The organism is Clostridioides sp. ZZV14-6153 (assembly GCF_020657855.1).
Taxonomy (GTDB): domain Bacteria; phylum Bacillota; class Clostridia; order Peptostreptococcales; family Peptostreptococcaceae; genus Clostridioides.
This window is the reverse complement of record NZ_JAGWCZ010000002.1, coordinates 185,065-206,167: the sequence shown is the minus strand read 5'-3', so window position 1 is coordinate 206,167 and position 21,103 is coordinate 185,065. Positions and strand designations below refer to the sequence as shown.

Annotated in this window: 16 protein-coding genes and 1 pseudogene; 6 read left to right on the top strand and 11 right to left on the bottom strand. The window is 27.4% G+C overall.

Annotated features, from left to right (window positions below; genetic code table 11):
- The first annotated feature begins 33 nt into the window (after positions 1–33).
- From KGF46_RS03725 to KGF46_RS03710, 4 genes and pseudogenes are all read left to right on the top strand, one after another.
- Positions 34–663: pseudogene (locus tag KGF46_RS03725) on the top strand (IS607 family transposase).
- Positions 635–1,798: a transposase gene (locus KGF46_RS03720; RefSeq protein ID WP_227861838.1), complete on the top strand. Its 1,164-nt coding sequence runs from the start codon at positions 635–637 to the stop codon at positions 1,796–1,798. Before KGF46_RS03725 ends, KGF46_RS03720 begins: the two are co-directional and overlap by 29 nt.
- A 182-nt stretch (positions 1,799–1,980) precedes the next feature.
- Complete coding sequence (gene recX / locus KGF46_RS03715) at positions 1,981–2,619, top strand: recombination regulator RecX (RefSeq protein ID WP_227432519.1); 639 nt, start codon at positions 1,981–1,983, stop codon at positions 2,617–2,619.
- Positions 2,620–2,781: 162 nt separating this feature from the next.
- Complete coding sequence (locus KGF46_RS03710) at positions 2,782–4,785, top strand: alpha-amylase family glycosyl hydrolase (protein WP_227828157.1); 2,004 nt, start codon at positions 2,782–2,784, stop codon at positions 4,783–4,785.
- Positions 4,786–4,886: 101 nt separating this feature from the next.
- Here the strand turns inward: KGF46_RS03710 and KGF46_RS03705 are convergent, their stop codons facing one another.
- The 10 genes from KGF46_RS03705 to KGF46_RS03660 all read right to left on the bottom strand — a co-directional run bounded on the left by KGF46_RS03705 (position 4,887) and on the right by KGF46_RS03660 (position 16,728).
- Complete coding sequence (locus KGF46_RS03705) at positions 4,887–5,198, bottom strand: antibiotic biosynthesis monooxygenase (RefSeq protein ID WP_227828156.1); 312 nt, start codon at positions 5,196–5,198, stop codon at positions 4,887–4,889.
- 78 nt (positions 5,199–5,276) lie between these two features.
- Positions 5,277–6,095, bottom strand: coding sequence for a helix-turn-helix domain-containing protein (locus KGF46_RS03700; RefSeq protein ID WP_227861802.1), 819 nt, complete (start codon positions 6,093–6,095; stop codon positions 5,277–5,279).
- A 99-nt stretch (positions 6,096–6,194) separates the two neighbouring features.
- Entirely contained in the window at positions 6,195–6,719 is a 525-nt protein-coding gene (locus KGF46_RS03695) for an ECF transporter S component (protein WP_227828154.1), read from the bottom strand.
- 25 nt (positions 6,720–6,744) lie between these two features.
- Positions 6,745–7,887 (bottom strand): pyridoxal-phosphate-dependent aminotransferase family protein, encoded by a 1,143-nt coding sequence (locus tag KGF46_RS03690; protein ID WP_227854511.1) that lies wholly within the window; start codon positions 7,885–7,887, stop codon positions 6,745–6,747.
- Between the two features lie 386 nt (positions 7,888–8,273).
- Complete coding sequence (locus KGF46_RS03685; protein WP_227861801.1) at positions 8,274–10,658, bottom strand: FtsX-like permease family protein; 2,385 nt, start codon at positions 10,656–10,658, stop codon at positions 8,274–8,276.
- On the bottom strand, positions 10,651–11,334 hold the full coding sequence (locus KGF46_RS03680) for an ABC transporter ATP-binding protein (RefSeq protein WP_227828151.1): 684 nt from the start codon (positions 11,332–11,334) through the stop codon (positions 10,651–10,653). Before KGF46_RS03680 ends, KGF46_RS03685 begins: the two co-directional genes overlap by 8 nt.
- 115 nt (positions 11,335–11,449) lie before the next feature.
- On the bottom strand, positions 11,450–12,760 hold the full coding sequence (locus KGF46_RS03675) for a sensor histidine kinase (protein ID WP_227828150.1): 1,311 nt from the start codon (positions 12,758–12,760) through the stop codon (positions 11,450–11,452).
- On the bottom strand, positions 12,754–13,461 hold the full coding sequence (locus KGF46_RS03670; protein WP_227828149.1) for a response regulator transcription factor: 708 nt from the start codon (positions 13,459–13,461) through the stop codon (positions 12,754–12,756). The genes KGF46_RS03675 and KGF46_RS03670 overlap by 7 nt, the downstream gene beginning before the upstream one ends.
- Positions 13,462–13,788: 327 nt before the next feature.
- Positions 13,789–15,633 (bottom strand): bifunctional metallophosphatase/5'-nucleotidase, encoded by a 1,845-nt coding sequence (locus tag KGF46_RS03665; RefSeq protein WP_227850115.1) that lies wholly within the window; start codon positions 15,631–15,633, stop codon positions 13,789–13,791.
- Between the two features lie 210 nt (positions 15,634–15,843).
- On the bottom strand, positions 15,844–16,728 hold the full coding sequence (locus KGF46_RS03660; protein WP_227842099.1) for a DUF4846 domain-containing protein: 885 nt from the start codon (positions 16,726–16,728) through the stop codon (positions 15,844–15,846).
- A 206-nt stretch (positions 16,729–16,934) separates the two neighbouring features.
- On the opposite strand from KGF46_RS03660, the gene KGF46_RS03655 reads away from it, so the two are divergent.
- Positions 16,935–17,852 carry a ribonuclease Z gene (locus KGF46_RS03655; protein ID WP_227828146.1) on the top strand — a complete coding sequence of 306 codons (918 nt, stop codon included), beginning with the start codon at positions 16,935–16,937 and terminating at the stop codon, positions 17,850–17,852.
- A 140-nt stretch (positions 17,853–17,992) separates the two neighbouring features.
- Here the strand turns inward: KGF46_RS03655 and KGF46_RS03650 are convergent, their stop codons facing one another.
- Entirely contained in the window at positions 17,993–19,327 is a 1,335-nt protein-coding gene (locus tag KGF46_RS03650) for a CoA-disulfide reductase (RefSeq protein ID WP_227842098.1), read from the bottom strand.
- A gap of 339 nt (positions 19,328–19,666) precedes the next feature.
- On the opposite strand from KGF46_RS03650, the gene KGF46_RS03645 reads away from it, so the two are divergent.
- A complete protein-coding gene (locus tag KGF46_RS03645) occupies positions 19,667–21,055 on the top strand; it encodes a cation:dicarboxylate symporter family transporter (RefSeq protein WP_227828144.1) in 1,389 nt (462 codons plus the stop codon).
- Positions 21,056–21,103: the final 48 nt, after the last annotated feature.

Genomic DNA, 21,103 nt, shown 5'->3' with positions numbered 1-21,103 from the left:
ATTTATAGTAAATCATAGTCAAGAGGTGATTATATGAAAAACAATAACTATAAACCAAAAAAGTTTGCAAAGTTAATTAATATTTCAGTCAGAACTCTGCAACGTTGGGATGTTGAAGGGAAGTTAAAGGCTTTTAAAACTCCAACAGATAGAAGATACTATACTTATGAACAATATTTAGAATATAAAGGAATACATAAAGAACAGGTAAATAGAAAAATTGTTATTTATACAAGAACTTCAACTTCTAATCAAAAAGATGATTTGAAAAATCAAGTGGAGTTTCTTAGACAATATGCAAATGCTAAAGGAATAATAGTAGATGAAGTTATTGAAGATTGTGGAAATGGACTAAATTATAATCGTAAAAAGTGGAATAAACTAATTGATAGTTGTATGACTAATGAGGTAAATACGATTATTGTAACTCATAAAGATAGATTCATTCGATTTGGATATGAATGGTTTGAGAGATTTTTAGGTAAATTCAATGTAGATATTATAGTTGTAAATAATTAAAGTCTTTCACCACAAGAAGAATTAGTTCAAGATATAATATCAATACTTCATAGTTTTAGTTGTCGCATATATGGATTAAGAAAATACAAGAAAAAGATTAGAGAGGATGAAGAAGTTGAAAAGAGCATACAAAATAGAAATTAATCCTACTACTGAACAAAAATCTAAAATACATCAAACGACTGGTGTTAGTAGATTTATATATAACTTCTATATTGCTCACAATAAAGAAGTTTATGAGAGTAAAAGTAAATTTATAAGCGGTATGGATTTTTCTAAATGGTTAAATAATGAATATATTCCTAATAATCAAGATATGAAATGGATTAAAGATGTATCTTCTAAGGCTACAAAACAAGCTATTATGAATGGAGATAAAGCCTTTAAAAATTTCTTTAAAAAAACTAAAAGTTTTCCTAAATTCAAGAAAAAGAAAAATCAAGATGTTAAAGCATATTTTCCAAAGAATAACAAAACTGATTGGACTATTGAAAGGCATAGGGTCAAAATACCTACTCTTGGTTGGGTAAGACTAAAAGAATTTGGATATATACCAACAAATTCAATAGTTAAAAGTGGTACAGTAAGTCAAAAATCTAATAGATACTATGTATCTATATTAGTTGAGGAAGATGATATTCAAGTATCTAAATGTACTAATGAAGGAATAGGTATTGACTTAGGAATTAAAGATTTTGCAATATGTTCAAATGGAAGTAAATTTAAAAATATAAATAAGACTTCAACTATCAAAAAAGTTGAAAAGAAATTAAAAAGAGAGCAAAGAAAACTTTCAAGAAAATATGAGAGTTTAAAAGTAAGAAATAAAAATATAAAAGAAGGAGTAGCTACTCGTCAAAATATCCAAAAACAGATAGCCAAAGTACAAAAAATTCATCAAAGATTAGCTAATATAAGAACTGATTATATTAATAAAACAGTATTTCAGGTAACAGAGCAAAAGCCAAGCTATATAACTATTGAAGATTTAAATGTTAGTGGAATGATGAAGAATAAGCATTTATCAAAGGCTATATCAAGTCAAAAGTTCTTTGAATTTAGAACTAAACTAACTGCTAAGTGCAAACAAAATAATATAGAACTTAGAGTAGCTGATAGATGGTATCCATCATCAAAGACTTGTAGCCAATGTGGAGAGGTTAATAAAGGTTTAAAACTTAAAGATAGAGTGTACAAATGTGAATGTGGATTATCTATTGATAGAGATTTAAATGCAAGTCTTAATCTTAAAAATGCTAAAAAATATAAGATAGCTTAAAATCAAAGTGATTCGCCCACACGTGGCTTAAAAGTACTTATATATGTACGGAGGGCTAACTTCGGAATTTAAGCCTTTGGAGAACTATACCAAATCGTAGTAGCTTAGGCAAGGCGAGGTTCAGTGAAGAAGGAAAAATCTCGATATGGATATATTTGACCATATTTTGAGTAGCAGGAATTATGAGTATAATTACAAAAATAGAACAACAAAAAAGAAATGATGATAGAGTAAATATTTATGTTGATGATAAATTTTTTATTGCTATATTTAAAGAACTTGTTTATACATTTAATTTAAAAAAAGGAAATGAAGTAAATGAAGAGGAATTAAAATCTATTTTAGATGATGAGATGTATATAAAAGCTAAAAATAAAGCATTAAATATTTTATCTCGTGCTGACCAGTCTGAAAAAAAAATGAAAGAAAAACTATCAGCAGATTTTGAGGAAGATACAATTGATAGAGTTATAGATTTTCTTAAAAATTATAATCTTGTAAATGACAATATATTAGCTCAGAAAATAGTTAATACCAACGTTAATTTAAACAAATGTGGTAAAAACAGAATTAAACAAAATTTATACAATAAAGGTATTGAGAGAAGTGCAATTGATGAAGCAGTATCAGAATTAGACAAAGATACTGAATTTGAAAATGCCATGTATCTAGCAAAAAAAAGATATGAGAGAGTAAAAAAAGAAGATAAAAAGAAAATATATCAAAAAATTTCTCAACATCTTTCCTATAAAGGCTTTGATTATGATATTATTAAAAGAGTTTTAAATAAACTTTTAAATTTTGATGAATCTGATATATAAGTATATTTTTAAATATACTAAGGAGGTAAATTATGAAACTAATTATTGGTGGTTTAAGCTTTTTATTAGGATTATATAATATATATCAATTATATAGAGAAGATAGTATGAGATAAGTATTATTTTATTAAAATATAATATTTATTATGGAGGGGAAATCAAATGAAAAGTCAAAAAAGATTTAAAATTTTAGATGTTGATATTTACCTACAACCATTCGAGTCTGACATAAAAAAAAGAATGAAACACTATGAAGATGTAAAAGCAAAAATATTAACTAACTGTGAAAATTTTAGTTCTTTTGCAAATGGTCATCTTTATTATGGATTCCATCAAACAAATGATGGATGGTTTTATAGAGAGTGGGCTCCAAATGCAGATAGTTTATCATTAATTGGTGACTTTAATAATTGGAGTAGAAAATCCCATCCTCTAAAAAAAATAGATTCTGGTAATTGGGAAATTTTCATACCTGATAAAAACAGCTTACCTCATAAATCCGAGGTGAAGGTACAGGTCACTGCAAATGGTGAAATATTTGACCGTATACCATTATACATAAAGAGGGTAATACAAAAAGATTCTGGTAACTTTAATGGGCAGATATGGCAACCAAAAACTCGATTTAGTTGGACTGATAATGAATTTGACTTAAAAAACATAACTTCTCCTTTAATCTACGAATGTCACATAGGTATGGCTACTGAAAAAGAATCTATTGGAACTTATAATGAATTTACTGAAAACATACTTCCTAGGATAAAGAAAGCTGGATACAATACTATTCAACTTATGGCTATCATGGAACATCCATATTATGCTTCTTTTGGATACCAAGTTTCAAACTTTTATGCAATTTCATCTAGGTTTGGTACACCTGAAGACTTAAAAAATCTTATAAATACGGCTCATTCAATGGGAATTGCTGTTTTGTTAGATTTAGTTCACTCTCATGCTGTAAAAAATACTTTAGAGGGAATAAATGAATTTGATGGAAGTGAGCATCAATTTTTCCATTCAGGTTCAAAAGGTAATCACCCTGCTTGGGGAACAAAGCTCTTTAACTACGGTAAACCTGAGGTAATTCATTTTTTACTTTCAAATATAAAATTTTGGCTAAATGAGTATCATTTTGATGGTTTTAGATTTGATGGTGTAACCTCAATGCTATATCATAACCATGGTCTTGGAGTTTCATTTGACAGCTATAAAAAGTATTTCAGTACAAACACAGATATGGAAGCTATAACATACCTTCAATTTGCAAATGAACTAATAAAAGAAATCAAACCTAATTCAATAAGCATTGCAGAAGATATGAGTGGAATGCCTGGAATGTGTATACCTATAAGAGATGGTGGAATTGGCTTTGACTATAGATTAGCAATGGGAGTACCTGATTTTTGGATAAAGACTATTTCAAATTCTTATGATGAAAATTGGGATTTAGGCAAAATGTGGCACGAGCTTACTACTAGACGCCCTGGTGAAAAAAACATTGGATATTGTGAATCTCATGACCAAGCATTAGTTGGTGACAAGACAATTATATTTTGGTTAGCAGATAAAGAAATGTACTGGAATATGGAAATAAACTCAAATAATCATATTATTAATAGAGCTATGGCTCTAAACAAACTAATTAAATTAGCAACATTTTCTCTAGCTGGTGAAGGATACCTAAATTTTATGGGAAATGAATTTGGACACCCTGAATGGATTGATTTTCCACGTGAAGGAAACAATTGGAGTTATAAATATGCTAGAAGACAATGGAGTCTTTCAGAAAATGATAACTTAAAATATAAACAACTATTAAACTTTGATAAATCTATGCTTGAACTTACAAAATACAGTGATATTTTTACACAGAATAGCTATGAACTTGTACATATGGATAATGAGAAAAAACTTTTAGTATACAGTAAGGATAAATATTTATTTATATTTAATTTTCATCCTAATCTGATGCAATCAGTAGACATATCAAAGTTCCAAGACAAAAAATACAAGACAGTATTAAGTACTGATATGATAGAATTTGGAGGAAAAACAAGACCAGAAAACTTAATAGACTACGATATCTATTTTACTTCTACTCCTCCATCTTCTAAAATACCTATTGCATCTCGCACAGCAATAGTACTTTTAAATAATACTATCTAGATAAATAACTACTAAAAGCCAAATAACAATTTTGATTTTGATACAAAATGTTATTTGGCTAATTTATTTTCTTGCTACTTAATTATTTTTTACATCTGACATTATAACTTCCAATTTTTAATTTGTGGCATTATATTCATCTTAACAGTCTGTGTCTTTAAAGCATTTCTAAATTTTTCAGTAGATATATTTTTAAACATTTTACTAGAAGCACTTTTAAGATTTTCCATAGAATCCCAGTGTTGTATCATAATCCATTTTTGATTTTTTTCGTCATATAAAAGCTCAGTATCAATAAATCCCGATTGAACAGAGTGAAAATTTATTTCTAAATCATTTACAATCTCTACAAATGCATCTTTTGATAAATGCTCTTCCACATTAAATTCTACTATTTCTGTAATAATTTTCATATACAAACCCTCCAATTTATATTTCTTACATCATAACAAGAAGTAAATTAAAGGTATTGTAAAAAATCGACAATATAATTATAAATAGTTATACTTTGTATTTTCTTTAATAGTTTTATGCTCATTAATAAATTTAATTGGCGATACTCCTGAAAACTGTTTAAATTCTTTAATAAAATGAGCTTGGTCATAATATTCATTTTCATAAATCAGGTCAATTAAGTCATTATTTTTAGAGTTATAAATGAGCTGATTGCTTGCCATTTTAAATCTATATATTTTCCTTAGTGTTTTAGGTGTATATCCAGTATATTTTAAACAAGCTCTTTCTAACGTTTTAATATTTATGTTCATATCATCACAAAACAATTTTATAGTGCTATATTGATTATTATATATAAATAAATCCAGAAGATTTACCATCTTATTTGCAACTAAATCTTCATCTAGTACAGATACTAATATTTTTTCTAAATGTAAAACTATATCTTCTATTGATGATATTTGATTTAATGTACTTTCCAATTTCCCAACAAAACCTTCTGATACTTGTTTTAAATCAACAATTTGACTCTTAAACTCTGAAATTGGTATCTTTAAAAATGGATAAAGCCCAAATGGATAAAAAGAAATACCCATAACACGTATATTTCCACGTTGAATAACAAATCCATGTTTATCTCTTATTCCATTAAAATGTATATTACTTGTATTATAATTTTTATTTTCAATCTTATATTCCATAACATCAGAAAGATTAATGATAATATCTACACTATCTGTAGGCAATAACTTATTATTTAGCAATATATTTGATTTTGTCTCAAGATACCAAATAAACTTTACCCAGGGTTTTAAACGAGCATTTCTAACTGCATACCTTGTAACTGATAACATCGTAATTAACCTCTATCCTAAATTTTTTTATCATTATATACTCTATCTTAATATTATACAATATAATTTATCCTATCAAAAACTTAATCTATTCTATATCTATCTTATACATTTTTTTAATGCTTTAGAAATAGGAAGTGCTATTATAAGACCTATTAATACCTGCATTAAATTGCCTGGTATTGAAGTAAGTGGAGTTATAAAATTACCATAAAGTATAACCTCTGTTACATAATATCCAAACAACATCCAAATTGATGAAACTACTACTCCTATTACATTAATCAAAAAATTTTCTCCATTCTTGCCATTTGCCCATACAATCTTTCCAAGTAAATACCCCATGACACCTCTGACTATAAATGTAAATGGAGCCCATAGAGTCCACCCAGATATCAAATCAAAGAGAGCCATCCCAATAGCACCAGATAAAGCACCTTTTTTACTTCCAAATACTATTGCTGATATAAATAACATTGCTGTTCCTAAATGTACAAGACCTCCATTTATAGATATTGGCAATCTTATATTTATAAATTTAGTTGCAACAAATACCAACGCTATTAATAGTGAAGTTTCCACCAAATCTTTTGTTGTAAACTTCTGTTTAGCTGTAGCTTCCATACCGTATCCCCCTTTTATATTGTGACTAAAAATAATATTTATTAAATAAATCTATTAAACTTCCATTTGCATCAAATTCTAGTTCTTTTAAACTTTTATCTAATACATTTAATATGTGAACTATTTTATCAAGATTAGCATTTTCCCCCATATGACCTATTCTCAAAATAGTATCCATATATTGATTTAATGATGTTGCAACAAGTGTATTGTAATTTTTAAGCATATAATCAGTAAGTTTTAATGCTCCTATACTTTCAGGTATTTTTATTGCTGTCACTGTATTAGAATATCCTTCTTCTAAAAATAATTCTAAACCATATTCCTTAACAGCTTGTCTTACACTAGAAGCTATTTTCTCATGTCTACTTAATACCTTTTCTACACCCTCTTCTAGTATATTGTCTAATGCTCTATCAAGACCCATTATGTCACTTATTGGCATTGTATAAGGGAAATATTTTTTTTCATAATATCCTTCCCATATACTTAAATTACAATAAAAACCTACTATGTCTGTTTTTCTATTTTTTATACAATTCTTTGCATCTTGACTTATACCAACTATAGTAAGACCCGCAGGTGCAGAAATAGCTTTTTGAGAACCTCCTAATATTACATCTATTTTAGATTCATCTACATTTAACCTTTCTCCCACCATACCTGCTACAGAATCAACTACAGTTAAGATTCCATATTCCTTCAATAGTGGACATATCTTACTTACATCATTTAATACACCTGTTGGAGTATCACAATGAACCACTGTTGCATATTTAAAATCATTATCCTTTTCTAAAAACTTTCTTAGCTCATCAACATCTATACTTTTTGTATATTCACTTGAAAAAAGCACATACTCCCCACCATACATATTTACAAAGTCTTTAAATCCCTCTCCATATATACCATTGTCAATTACAAGAACCCTATCATCCTTCTCAGTCAGTGATGCACAAGCTGCTTCAAGTCCCAATATTCCTTCACCACTTAATATGTAAATATCGTTCTTTGTACCAACTATATTTCCAAATTTTTCACATGTCTTCTTATAAAATTCAACAAAATCAACATCTATATCTGGGTTAGTTGTTTTCTCTGCTCTTATTAATCTTACATTTTCTCTAGTTTCTGTTGGTCCTGGTGCATAATTGATTTTATTATTCATATATATCAGCTCCTTTTTATTTTCTATACGATTATTATACAAAATTTTCATTTTTTATGGTACAATTTTAAGTTTTTTTAAAATTGTACCGATACATTTTTTCTAATAACAATCTTCTGAATATTAAACATACTCTTATTTACTACTTAAATCTATACATTTTTTCTGATAACAATCTTCTGAACATTAAACACACTATCACTTACCACTTAAATTGATAAGTTATATTGATAAGAATTTTATAACAATAAAAACGACAAAAAACAGGACATATGAACATTTAAGCCACTTGCCCTGTATTTGTATATATTATCAACCTAATTTAATTCTATTTTTATATTTTCTCTAATTCTGTTTAAAAATTAAATATAGCTTTCTATACATTTTTATTCACTATATCTTACTCTATCAATAAGAGATTCTTTGTTAAAACTTCTTCCTATTAAGTAAGTTGTTATAAATTGAGCTATAAGGATAAATACAACCATAAATAAAATTGGTACTATTGGTAAAGCGTATGTTGCATATGATAATCCAGTTTTTCTTAAAAATACAACTGCAAAGTATCCTAACGTACCTCCAAAGACGATACTTCCTATCATCATTCTAGAAGTGTAATATATAGCTTCTGAATTAAGCATTTTTACTAATTGCTTATTAGTAAGTCCAATTGCTTGAAGCATCCCAAGTTCTTTTTTTCTAGTAACTATACTAGTTATCATTGTATTTACAAGATTCATAAATCCAATAACACCTATTATACCAGTTAAAGTATAGCCCATTATTTTTATAAATGAGATTGTAGCCTTATTTGATTCGATTCTACTATCTATAAAATCCGTTTCTAAATATCCGTTAGATTTAGCAATTTTCTTTATAGTGTCTTTAACTTCTTGATACTTTCCTTCTTCAGTATATATTCCAATGGTACTTGTTGTATCATATTTCAAAGTTCTATCTATAAAATCTTTTCCTATCCCAAAACTTGGAGTTCCCATAGCTATTGCTTGAACTTTAAATTCTTTTTTTATCTCTTTATCTCCATCATATAGAGTTAATTTTATTTTATCTCCAGCCTTTACACCCATTTCTTTTGCTGTATCAAGGTGAGTAATGACTATTTCATCTCCTGTTTGTAACCTTTCAAAATTTATTTTTCCATCTATTAGATTTTTATTTAATGAATTCACATCATTTTCGTTTATGCTCTGTAAAAGGTCATGTTCAAATTCAACATTATAATCTTCCATTCCAATTTTTACAGAGTTTCCTAATTCAGTTTTTTTGACTCCCTCTATACTCTTTATTTGATTTAAAAAATCTTTACCTAATGGATTATTCATTTGTAGAATATTCAAATTATTTTCAGGATTCTTGTCGCTATTCATTTCATATCCAGTAAATCTAACTTCTATATCATAAGGGAAATGCTCTCTAGCCATCTTCTCAGCGTTAAAACTTTCTAAAGCAGTCGATACTGTTATAAATATAGTTCCACTTAATATAAGAGATGTCAATGTCATATAAGTACGCTTTTTATTTCTTTCTAAATTCGCTTTTGATAAGTTCTTTAAATTTATATTTTTATGCCCTTTTCTATTCTTTTTACCACTTATTTCATTTCCAGTATATCTTACTGCATCAACTATAGATACTTTTGAAGCTACTTTCATTGGTTTCAAAAGTGATAAAACAACAGATATAAAACTTATTACCACAATTAATAATAACACTGGTAATTGTGATGATTTTACATCTACATCCATAAATGATTTTATTATAATATTTGCAAGTGCATAGCCTAAAATTATTCCTACTGGTATTGCTATCCCAGCTAATATAAAGCCTTCCTTAAACACTATCGTTTTTACTTGTTTTTTAGTTGCACCAATTGCTCTAAGTTTTCCAAATTCTTGAACTTTGGTAACTATTGAGATGTAAAATATATTATATATTACCAAAATACTAGATAATACAATTACTAAGCCTATAAAAACTCCACCCATAATTGTTTCCATATCTGGTTTTAAAGCATTTATATAATTTTCATTTACAAGTACATTATTAGTATCTAATCCTATATCATTAGCAATCTTATTTAATTTTTCTTTTGCCTGTTCTATAGATAAATCGCTCTTATCTTTTAATCTAACATATATATTGAAATCTTCTTGTGACATATCTCTAGTATTTTTCATATATGTTTCTGATATAATAGCAGAATAATACTTTCCTGCTTCATATATTTCACTAGTTTCTAAGATTCCAGTTATTATAAATTCTTTTTCCATTCTTTTGTCGCTTTTATAATCATCATAAGCTACTTTTATTTTTTCACCTAATTTTTGACCATGACCTAATGCTTTTAAAGCTCCACTATCTAGTACTATTTCATTTTCTTTTGTTGGTAATTTTCCTTTTATAAATTCAAAATTATTTAATTTTAAGCCCTCTTCATTCATATATGATAATGAAATAGTTGTATCATCTTCTAGTTTCTCAACACCTACTCCATTCATTTTTCCAGTTAGCTCAATATCTGCGTGATTACTTAATATGTCAGCTTGTTTTTCATTTACATTTGCTAATACTCCTTGATAATTTCCTGCATACTTTATTGTATTTTCCTTTTGATATTCTCTTGTATCGACAATATAAATACCTATAGATGAAAGCATCAATGTTGAAAGTATTATAGTGATTATTATTAATATACTTTTTGATTTATTTTGTTTTACATTATTTTTTGCTATTTTAGTAGTATTAATCATTTTTGTCACCAACCTTTGATACCTTGCCGTCCTCTATAAATATAACTCTATCAGCCATTTGAGCTATACTATCATCATGAGTTATCATAACTAAAGTTTGACTATATTTCTTAGACATGGACTTTAGTATACTCATAACTTCATCTGATGTTTTAGAATCTAAGTTTCCAGTCGGTTCATCAGCAAGTATTATAGCTGGTCTTGTTGCCAAAGCTCTTGCTATTGCTACTCTTTGTTGTTGACCTCCTGATAATGTATTTGGTAAAACATCATGTTTATTTTCAAGTCCCAAAGATTTTAAAAGGTCTCTTATAAAGTTTTCATCCACAGCTCTTCCATCTAGACCTATTGGTAATACTACATTTTCCCACACATTAAGAGATGGAATCAAATTGTAACTTTGAAATATAAAGCCTATTTTTCTTCTTCTAAATACGGCAAGTTCTTCTTCTTTCAATGTAAATATGTTTTTATTATCAATGTATACCTTGCCAGATGTAGGTATATCAAGACCACCTATCATATGTAATAATGTACTTTTTCCAGAACCAGATTTACCTATTATAGCTACAAATTCACCTTCATTTATTTCTAAATTTACATCATCTAAAGCTTTTACTAGGCTTTCTCCTTTTCCATAATGTTTTGATAAACTTTCAGTATATAATATTTTCATAAAATTATCCCCTCACTCTAAGTTATGTTGCTCCTTAATCATTTACTTTTAATTTGTGGAGCTGTTTATACTTATATAATATATGTAGAGGATTACATTCTCCTTTCAGTAAACATTACATAGTTGTAAGAAACAAAGAAAATTTACTTCCTTTTCCTAGGTTAGAAGATACCATAATATTACCACCTTGTTCTTCTAAAATTTTTCTACTCAAATACAATCCTACACCACTACCTTCTATGGATTCAATTTCTTCATCTATTCCTCTATAAAAACGTTTAAATATATTATTAAATTCGTTTTTTACAATTCCTCTACCATTATCCTCTATTATGATTTTAAAATAGTTTACAGTCTCTTCTATAGATATATTTACTTCTCCATTTCTTTCTGTATACTTAACAGCATTATCTAGTACATTAAAAATACTTTCCTCAGTCCATTTTTTATCATGAGGTATAATTCTACTATTAAATTCACTTAATTTTAATGTTATATTTTTACTTCTTGCTTTAGGAGTTACACTTTCTATAGCATTTAAAATAGTACTTTTTATGTCATTATCTTCTTTTTTTATGCTTATCATACTAATCTCTAACCTTGATATGTTGACTAAAGAATTTATTAAATTTTCCAATTTATTTATAGAATTTTTATTAGTCAATAAAAATTCCTGTGCTTCATCTTCGTCTAAATCTTCTTCTATAAGTAATGTATTGTATAATTTTAATGATGCTAAAGGAGTTTTTAATTGGTGGGAAATATCTGTTACCAATGATTTTACACTTTCTTTTTCTTTTTCTAATTTAATAAACTTTATCTTTAAGCTCCTATTTAACTCATACAGACAGTTGTTAATCTTACTAAATGTACCCTCTTTAAAATATTCATTGTATTCTACTAAATATCCAGAACTATCTAACTTGGTACCTTCTTTTAAATAATTCTCTTGTGACATTTGCTCCACTATAAAATAAATCTTGCTTAATCTTTTGTTTATATATCTTATAAAATAATATATTATTCCTGTAACAGCTATAAACATTATTAAAAAAACAAAAATTGATTCTTTAAAAAAAGATTTTAAATATATGCCAAAGTTTTTATCATTTGACATTTTATTTTCTAGCCCATATCCGAATTTTTCAAGTGCTTTTTCTCCAACCTCTGCCTTGCTATAGTCAAAGTTATAAATAGACTTTATTATATCTACCTCATCATCTGGATATTTTTCAATCAACATACCTGCAATACTTTGAGTATTTTTTATTTGATATTCATATAAGTCATATAGTCTATTGTATTCAAAAAATATAAATACAAGTGTTACTACAAGCATAGATAAAATAGAATATATAACAACCTTTTTCATTATATAATCTTCTTTAATGCTCAAATTATCTTTGATATTTATATCTTTTAACATTTTTTTATACTCCTTTCTCCCCATATATATCCCACTCCTCTTACTGTTTTTATATACTTAGGTTCAGAAGGATTTTTTTCTACTTTTTGTCTAAGTCTTCTTATATTTACTGCGACTGTATTATCATCTACAAAATTACCACTACTATCCCATAAAGATTCTAATAGTTGTTCTTTAGTCAAAGCTTGCATTGAATTTTCCATCAAATATCTTAATAGTTTAGTTTCCGTTTTACTTAAAATTATTTCTTCTTCTTTGTCATCATTTTTTATAACCAATTTATTTTCTATATAATAAAAAAACAAATCATCACAAACCAATAAAGTATAATTCTTTACTGTGTTTACCCTTTTCATAAATGCATTTACTTTTGAGATTAACACCATCAAACTAAATGGCTTTGTAATATAATCATCTGCTCCTAAATCATAACCTGTAACAATATCCACTTCTTCATCAAGCGCTGTAAGCATTATTATGTAAACATCACTTTTCTTTCTAATCTCCTCACAAAAATCAAACCCACTTCCATCTGGTAGACCTATATCAGAAATAATTAAATTTATATCCTCCTTAAAAAAAATACCTCTTGCCTCTTCTATACTAAATGTATTAAAAACATTGTATCCTTCTTTTTTTAATTTAAAGCTAATCCCTCTATTTAAAGATTTATCATCTTCTAAAAGTAATATATTATTCATGCTTTTCCCCTCCATTATTATGTATACTAGCTAAATTATATCATACTAACTAAGCCATTTTATTTGACAATTTATAAATATTTTTTAATCACCAAGAAGATTTTACACACTTAGATAATAAAATAAACATACCAATAATAAGTTAATAATATATTTATTTTTAATCAAGAGTACAATTATTGATTGGATATTACTATACTAAATATAAAAAAACAAAGATAATCCAGTATTTAAACATCCAATTACCTTTGCTTAAGTTTATATTTTATCTAAGACTCAATATCTATTTATTAATAAATAGATATTGAGTCTATTTTATTATTTATTTCATTTTAATTTTTTCTTTTTTAAATTTATCTGGTTAGTGTTAAATAAGTAAATTAAAACACTTGAAGCTGCAAATATAAACATACTATCTTTTATACCTAAATCGCCTGTTTTAGGAGATTTCTCTTTAATTTCTGCTTTGGATGCTTTTATATTAGAACTTTCTCTAGCTTTCATTTTGTCTAAATTTTTACGTTTATTCTCATTTGAGTTTTTAGTATCCTCATTATTTATACTGTCTTCACTATCATTTAAATTGTCTTCATCACCATTTAATACTAAGTTACTCTCATTACTTTTAATTATCAATTCTTCCTTGGTTTTAATGCTAATTCTTCCATCTACACTCTTACAGATTTCTTTTTTATACTCTATATACTCAATTACTGCGCTTTCTAAACTTCCAAAATCTTTTAACATTGGCTCTTTTGATAAACAAGGAAATTCATCTCCACCTAGTGCTATATAATCATTAGTTGCAACTGTATACCCTTTATTCATGTCTAGAGATTTTCCATCTTTCATAATACCAGTTATTTTTTCTCCTTCTTTCTGCTTTGGGTCAAAATAGTATGAGATTCCACCCACTTGTAAAAAGGCTGAATTTTTTTCTGGATAAAGTTTTACTCCATGTTCTAAAACACTTTTAATTTGTTCTCCTGTAAGTTTTTTAGTAACTATAGTGTTGCTAAAAGGGAATACATCTGCAATACTTCCTATTGTTATATCCCCTTTTTCAATTGTATCTCTTATATTCCCCCCGTTAAATAGCGAAATATCTGCTTTAGTTTTATCTAATAAGATATCATTTATTAAATTTCCTAGATTCGTTTCTTTTGTCCTTACATTTTCATATGAGCCATCTAGAGTATTTTTTGTTACTCCTATCACTTTATCTAAAACTTTTTCCTGCTGTTTCTTTATTTCACCAATCTTTTCACTTACGTTAGAATCAAGCTTATACTCTAATGCTTCTTCTTTTTCAATTAATCTTGCTGATTTATTTTCTATTTTTATATGTTCTGTATCATTAGTATCCAATGTTAACTTTACTTCACCAATATGTTCTAGGTATTGCCCTGTACTTACAATCAGTGTATCACCAACCTGTTTACCATTTTCAAACTTAGTATGGCTATGACCATCAATAATTAAATCAATACCATGAACTTTATTTGCTATATCTATACTATTTGGCTTACTTAAACTATTAGTTCCAATATGTGATATTGCAACTATTACATCAGCTCCTTTTCTTTTTAATTCATTTACTTGCTCTTTTGCACTTTCTATAGGATTTCTAAACTCTAATCCTTCTACATTTTTAGAGCCTGTCTTACTTTTTGTTTCTTGAGTTGTAAGCCCAAAAAATCCTATTTTTATACCATCTATTTCTTTTATATCATTACTGTCAAATATGCTCTTATCATCTTCAAATATATTTGATGCTAAAAATTTTAAAGTTTTATCTCCTGAATTAGCAATTTTGGATAGCTCTAATAATCTATCCTTTCCATAATTGAAGTCATGATTTCCTGGAGTAATATAGTCATATCCAACACTTTTAATTAATTCAATTGCATCTTCACCTTTATTCATATTTACTATTGGTAACCCATGTAAGCAATCTCCTGCATCTACTAAAATTGAATTTGGAGTTTCCTTTTTTAATGTAGCTAGATTACCTATTTGTATATACTCATCACCTTCAGCATATCTTCCATGTATGTCATTAGTGTGAAAAATAGTTATTTCTTCAAAGCTCTCTAGTCCATAAGAAATAAAACTCTGGCCTGTTGTAATTAGAATTATAATTACTAAAATTAAATATCTTCTAATTTTCAATATAAGTTATCCTCCTAAAATTAGTTTCAGCTTTAAAATAAGACTCTTATTTTAAGATAAAGCTTTTTAGATAAATATTTAAATATACAAAGTTAATCATTTCGATTTTTAATATTTATCTATCAATTTAATTTTGTCCATATCCAACAGGTTTTAATCTAATTACATTTTTTCACACTTATATTTTTCATTTATTTTATATGTATTTTTTTAGAACCTTTTTAGCTGGTCTCTTTTAAAAGTCCATTGAGGAATTGTTAAATCCCCCTCAAAATTCAAGTTATACCAAGGACTTAAATTTGGTTGTTTACGATTAATAAGAAGCTGAGTTTGTTGAGCAGGCATATAACTTTGAGCTATCATAAAGACCTTTTCTCCAGTTTTTTCATTTTCTGCCATATCCATAATTATACTTGCATGTCCTGGACTGCCTCCAACTATAAAAACATCCCCTATTTTCATATCATCAAGTTGTACAGGTTTTAATTCTTTTTCAAGCGATAAAGTACCTGAATAAGCAAATACTATATCCATAAATTTTCTAAAACTCTCATATGATGTTGAATATTCACTTGCTTTATACCAACTTGAACCACTATCTTTTACTGAAATCCTATAACCTTCTGCCCATTTTGAATACTTAGCCTTAAAACCATCCACAAAGTCAAAACTTATTTCATCATATCTCTTATTCTGATACAGGTATTCTGCTCTCATAAGCATAATTGCATCTGCACATTGATGCAAATCTCTATCGCCAATATCGACATCGAATACACTATCATAGATGCCTTTTGATTCCTTAGTCCTACCATCGTAATACTTGACTTTCTCACCATAATTTTTCAACTTAGTATTCCTCAAAAAACTTTCAAAACTACCTTTTTCTACCTCAACCCTTTTAAATCCTTTTGGTGGTTCATACCTATCTTTTAATATATTTTCATCTTTATGTACTACAATAGCTTGCTCTTCTTTTTTAGAACCTTGAATTTTGTTAGAACCTTCAACTGTTTTTTTACTTTCCCCATTACTACATCCTACTAAAGTCAGTATCATCAATGATAAAATAATAATTCTCTTTGACAGTTTCATTAGACTTACCTCCTATAAATTTTTCAAAAATAAATGTAAAGTTATACTTATAGAGTTTTTGTATATTATTATACAAAATTTCTATTTACTAATATTTCTTGACTCAAATACACATTTATTGTTGTATTTAATGTTAAAATAATTATAATAGGATATCATAATAAAAACAAACAACAGATTTGTGTTAATTTTAGAAAGGGGAAAAAATGATAGATTTAACTTTACTTGGATGTGGTGGAAATGTACCCATGCCACATAGATTTCTATCTTCTGTATTTATGAATTATAAAGGTAGAAAAATACTAATTGACTGTGGTGAAGGCACTCAAGTATCTATGAAGTTGAAAAAATGTGGCTTTAAAGATATAGACTTGATTTGTATAACACATTTACATGGTGACCATATATTCGGACTTTTAGGGCTTCTATCAACGATTGGAAATAGCGGTCGTACAAGTGATTTAACTATAGTTGGCCCTATTGGAATAATTGATTGTATTCGTTCTATGAGAAATTTAGTAGAATATATACCCTATACTTTAAAAATTATAGAAAATCCTCAAGGTAGTTTTTCTTTAGATAATGAGTATTTAAAAAACATAGAGATTTCAACAATTCCTTTAGAACATTCTATAGAGTGTATAGGATATAGTTTTAATTTTAAAAGAAATCCTAAATTTGATATAAATAAAGCAACTCAAAATAAAGTTCCTAAAACAATATGGAAAAAGCTTCAAAATGGTCAAAGTATTGTTTTAAATTCAAAAAAATACACTCCAGACATGGTTTTAGGAGAATCAAGAAAAGGAGTTAAAATAAGTCTTACAACAGACACAAGACCTATAGACTCAATACCTAACTTTATAAAAGATAGTGATTTATTTATATGTGAAGCTATGTATGGTGATGATTTAGATATTTCAAAAGCTGTCAAAAACAAGCATATGACTTTTAGAGAAGCTGCAAATCTTGCAAAACTAGGAAATGTTAAGCAACTTTTATTGACACACTTTAGCCCATCATTAGATATGCCTAACATGTACTTAGAAAATGCTACTAATGTTTTTGAAAATACGATTATTGGTGAAGATAGACTTAGTTTACACTTAAACTTTGATGAATAATTAATTTTATAGCTTTAGTAAAAATTATCCGTAATAAAAATTTAGGAATGAGCTTACCTTAGATAAAATTATTTTAGGGTAAACTCATTCCTTTAATATTTATTACTATTATTTAATTATTAATAGTTGCTTAGATAAAATTATTTAGATACATTTCCAGCTACATTTAATACATCCCATGTTCTTGCAAATGGTGGAGCATAACATAAATCTAACATACCAAGTTGACTTGTAGTCATTTTTCCAAAGATAGCAGCTGCTAACACATTAGTTCTTTGAACAGCATCTTTAAAACCAGCTACTTGCCCACCTAAAATAACTTTTGTATCTGCATCATAAATAAGTTTTACATATATTTTATTTCTTCCAGGATAATAATGAGTTTGATTATAATCAGAAATAAATTTGGATTTGAAGTTTAATCCCAAAGCATTAGCTTGTTTCTCTGTAATTCCAGTTGAGGCAGCCTCCATATCCATAACCTTTATACAACTTGAAGATAGAGAACCTTGATAAGAGACTTCTTTACCTGCTAGATTTTCTCCTACTATCCTACCTAATTTATTTGCTCCAGTTGCTAAAGGTATATATGCGTTTTCATTGCTTACTATATTCTTTATAGTCGCACAATCGCCAGCAGAATATATATCTTCAACAGAAGTTCTTCCATATTCATCAACTATTATAGCTCCATTTTTTAATGTTTTTATATTTGTGTTTTGTAAAAATTCCGTGTTTGGTTTTACACCAGTAGCAATTATCACAACATCTGTATCTATTTCACCTTTATTTGTTATTACTTTTTCCACTCTATCTTTTCCAGACAATTCTACAACTATCTCATTCAAATGCAATTTGACATCGTGATTCCTTATTTCATCCTCTAAGACATCTGTAATTTCCTTATCAAATACTTGTGGTAATATTCTCTCTTCCAATTGAACTACTTGTACATCTTTACCCAATTTCTTGCATGCTTCAACTGCTTCTAATCCTATAAATCCAGCACCTATTATAGTTATTTTTTTTATTTCTTTTCCACTTAATAATTTTTTTAGATATTCTCCATCATATAAGCTTTTTAGTGTAGAAACATTTTTTAAATTTATATTTTTTATAGGAGGCATTATGCTTCTTGCCCCAGTTGCTATCATCAATTTATCATAGTAATCTTCGTATATCTCATCTGTTTTTACATTTTTTATTTTTATTTTCTTAGACTCAGTATCAACTGCAATAACTTCTCTAAATATATTTAAATCAATACCAGATTCTCTAAGTTTTTCAGGTGTTCTTGCCAATAAATCATTAGCATCATCAAAAAAACCACCTACAAAATATGGCAATCCACAAGCTCCAAAAGACACTATTTCAGTTTTTTCATAAACTACAACCTCATATTCAGGTTTAATTCTTTTTAATTTCGCTGCAGCACTCATACCAGCTGCAACACCACCAATTATTATTACTCTCATTTTATCTCTCCTTAGACGTCTAATTAATTTCTCTACTTATTTTAAACTTTTCATTTGATATCTATTCTATGTATATATTTTCATGGTAATTTTTAGTTATTTTTTTAACATTTTTTTATTTGAAATCAAATTTTATAAAAGTTATTCTTACATCTATTACCCTAATCCAAAGTCTTTAAACATATATTATACCCCATTTCCATCTATTTAATCACATTTTGATAAATTAAATCATTTTATTCTATCTCGGTAAATTGTGATATAATATTGACATTTTTTTAATATATTGATATCATTTAAACTTAGAAAAATTTATTTTTAGACAAAGGAGAAAAAATATTGGAAAGCTCATTCTTATCACAATTTCTTATGATTACAGATTTTAAAACGATTTTTTTCATAGTATTACTTATAGGTATATTTTTTATTGTTAGACAATTTGAAAAGAAAAAAATCAAATTTTCATTGAGAACAATATATGCTACAATAATTGGTCTTATATTAGGAATTATTATTCAAGCTTTTGCTGGTTTTCCTACTGATACAACTCAAATTACTTGGTTGCAAGAAGTAAGCAAATGGTATAGTTTATTTGGTTCTGGATTTATGGACTTATTAAAAATGTTAGTAATACCTTTGGTTTTCTTATCAATTATAAAAGTAATTATTAACATGAAAGATAATAATCTTGGAACTTTAACATTTAAATCTCTAGGAATGCTCCTTATTACTACGGCTATAGCAGCAATTGTTGGAATTGTTGTTGCAAACACAATGAAATTAGGAGTAGGAGCTGATTTATCTAGTTTAGGTGGAAATCAAGAACTTAAGGAAATAAACTCTCTTGTAGATACTTTAAGAGGATTATTGCCATCAAACCCTGTAATGGCTATGGCAAATGGAAATATTGTAGCTACAATAATATTTGCTACATTTATAGGTACCTCAATAAAGAGATTAAGTAAAAAACATTTTGAAACTATAAAGCCATTTATAGATTTTATAGAAGCATCTTACAAAATAATTGTTAGTGTCTCTATGACTGTTATCAAATTTATGCCTTATGCTGTAGTTGCACTACTTGCAAATACAATAACTTCACAAGGTATTAGTTCAATAATTTCTGTTTTATATTTTATATTAGCTCTTTATATATCAGTTGCAATATTATTTGTTATACATTTAATTTTTATAACTTTAAATGGTCTAAATCCTATTACTTATATAAAAAATTCAACTGAAGCTCTACTTCTAGCATTTACTTCACGTTCTAGTTTGGGAACATTGCCTGTTACGATAGAAAGTTTAGTACAAAATCACGGAGTTGATGAGGGTGTATCAAGCTTTATAGCAAGTTTAGGTGCAAATATGGGTATGAATGGTTGTGCTGGCATATATCCTGCTTTAATGGCTGTTACTCTTGCTAATATGGCTGGAGTAAATATGGATATCAGTTTTTATGTTATGCTGTTAATTGTTATAACAATTAGTTCACTTGGGATAGCAGGACTTCCAGGGACTGCTACAATAGCTGTTTCGGTTGTTATTTCTGGAGTAGGTCTTGGTTCTTATTTCCCACTAGTTGGTGGAATACTTGCAATAGACCCTATACTAGATATGGGACGTACAATGATAAATGTCAATGGAGCTATGGTATCTTCAATTACTGTAGGTAAATCAATTGGAAAAGTTGATAAAGAAGTATTCAATAAGAAAAATATTTCTTAAAAAGAATCATAAAAAATAAATGGCTGACATAGTACAAAGTTAGCCATT

What these genes read in the sequence shown, in the direction of transcription:
- KGF46_RS03700 (WP_227861802.1), bottom strand. Translation starts at nt 6,095, where the DNA reads ATGTTATCAGTTACAAGGTATGCAGTTAGAAATGCTCGTTTAAAACCC.
- KGF46_RS03650 (WP_227842098.1), bottom strand. Translation starts at nt 19,327, where the DNA reads ATGAGAGTAATAATAATTGGTGGTGTTGCAGCTGGTATGAGTGCTGCA.
- KGF46_RS03675 (WP_227828150.1), bottom strand. Translation starts at nt 12,760, where the DNA reads ATGTTAAAAGATATAAATATCAAAGATAATTTGAGCATTAAAGAAGAT.
- KGF46_RS03685 (WP_227861801.1), bottom strand. Translation starts at nt 10,658, where the DNA reads ATGATTAATACTACTAAAATAGCAAAAAATAATGTAAAACAAAATAAA.
- KGF46_RS03710 (WP_227828157.1), top strand. Translation starts at nt 2,782, where the DNA reads ATGAAAAGTCAAAAAAGATTTAAAATTTTAGATGTTGATATTTACCTA.
- recX (WP_227432519.1), top strand. Translation starts at nt 1,981, where the DNA reads ATGAGTATAATTACAAAAATAGAACAACAAAAAAGAAATGATGATAGA.
- KGF46_RS03695 (WP_227828154.1), bottom strand. Translation starts at nt 6,719, where the DNA reads ATGGAAGCTACAGCTAAACAGAAGTTTACAACAAAAGATTTGGTGGAA.
- KGF46_RS03660 (WP_227842099.1), bottom strand. Translation starts at nt 16,728, where the DNA reads ATGAAACTGTCAAAGAGAATTATTATTTTATCATTGATGATACTGACT.
- KGF46_RS03670 (WP_227828149.1), bottom strand. Translation starts at nt 13,461, where the DNA reads ATGAATAATATATTACTTTTAGAAGATGATAAATCTTTAAATAGAGGG.
- KGF46_RS03690 (WP_227854511.1), bottom strand. Translation starts at nt 7,887, where the DNA reads ATGAATAATAAAATCAATTATGCACCAGGACCAACAGAAACTAGAGAA.
- KGF46_RS03680 (WP_227828151.1), bottom strand. Translation starts at nt 11,334, where the DNA reads ATGAAAATATTATATACTGAAAGTTTATCAAAACATTATGGAAAAGGA.
- KGF46_RS03655 (WP_227828146.1), top strand. Translation starts at nt 16,935, where the DNA reads ATGATAGATTTAACTTTACTTGGATGTGGTGGAAATGTACCCATGCCA.
- KGF46_RS03705 (WP_227828156.1), bottom strand. Translation starts at nt 5,198, where the DNA reads ATGAAAATTATTACAGAAATAGTAGAATTTAATGTGGAAGAGCATTTA.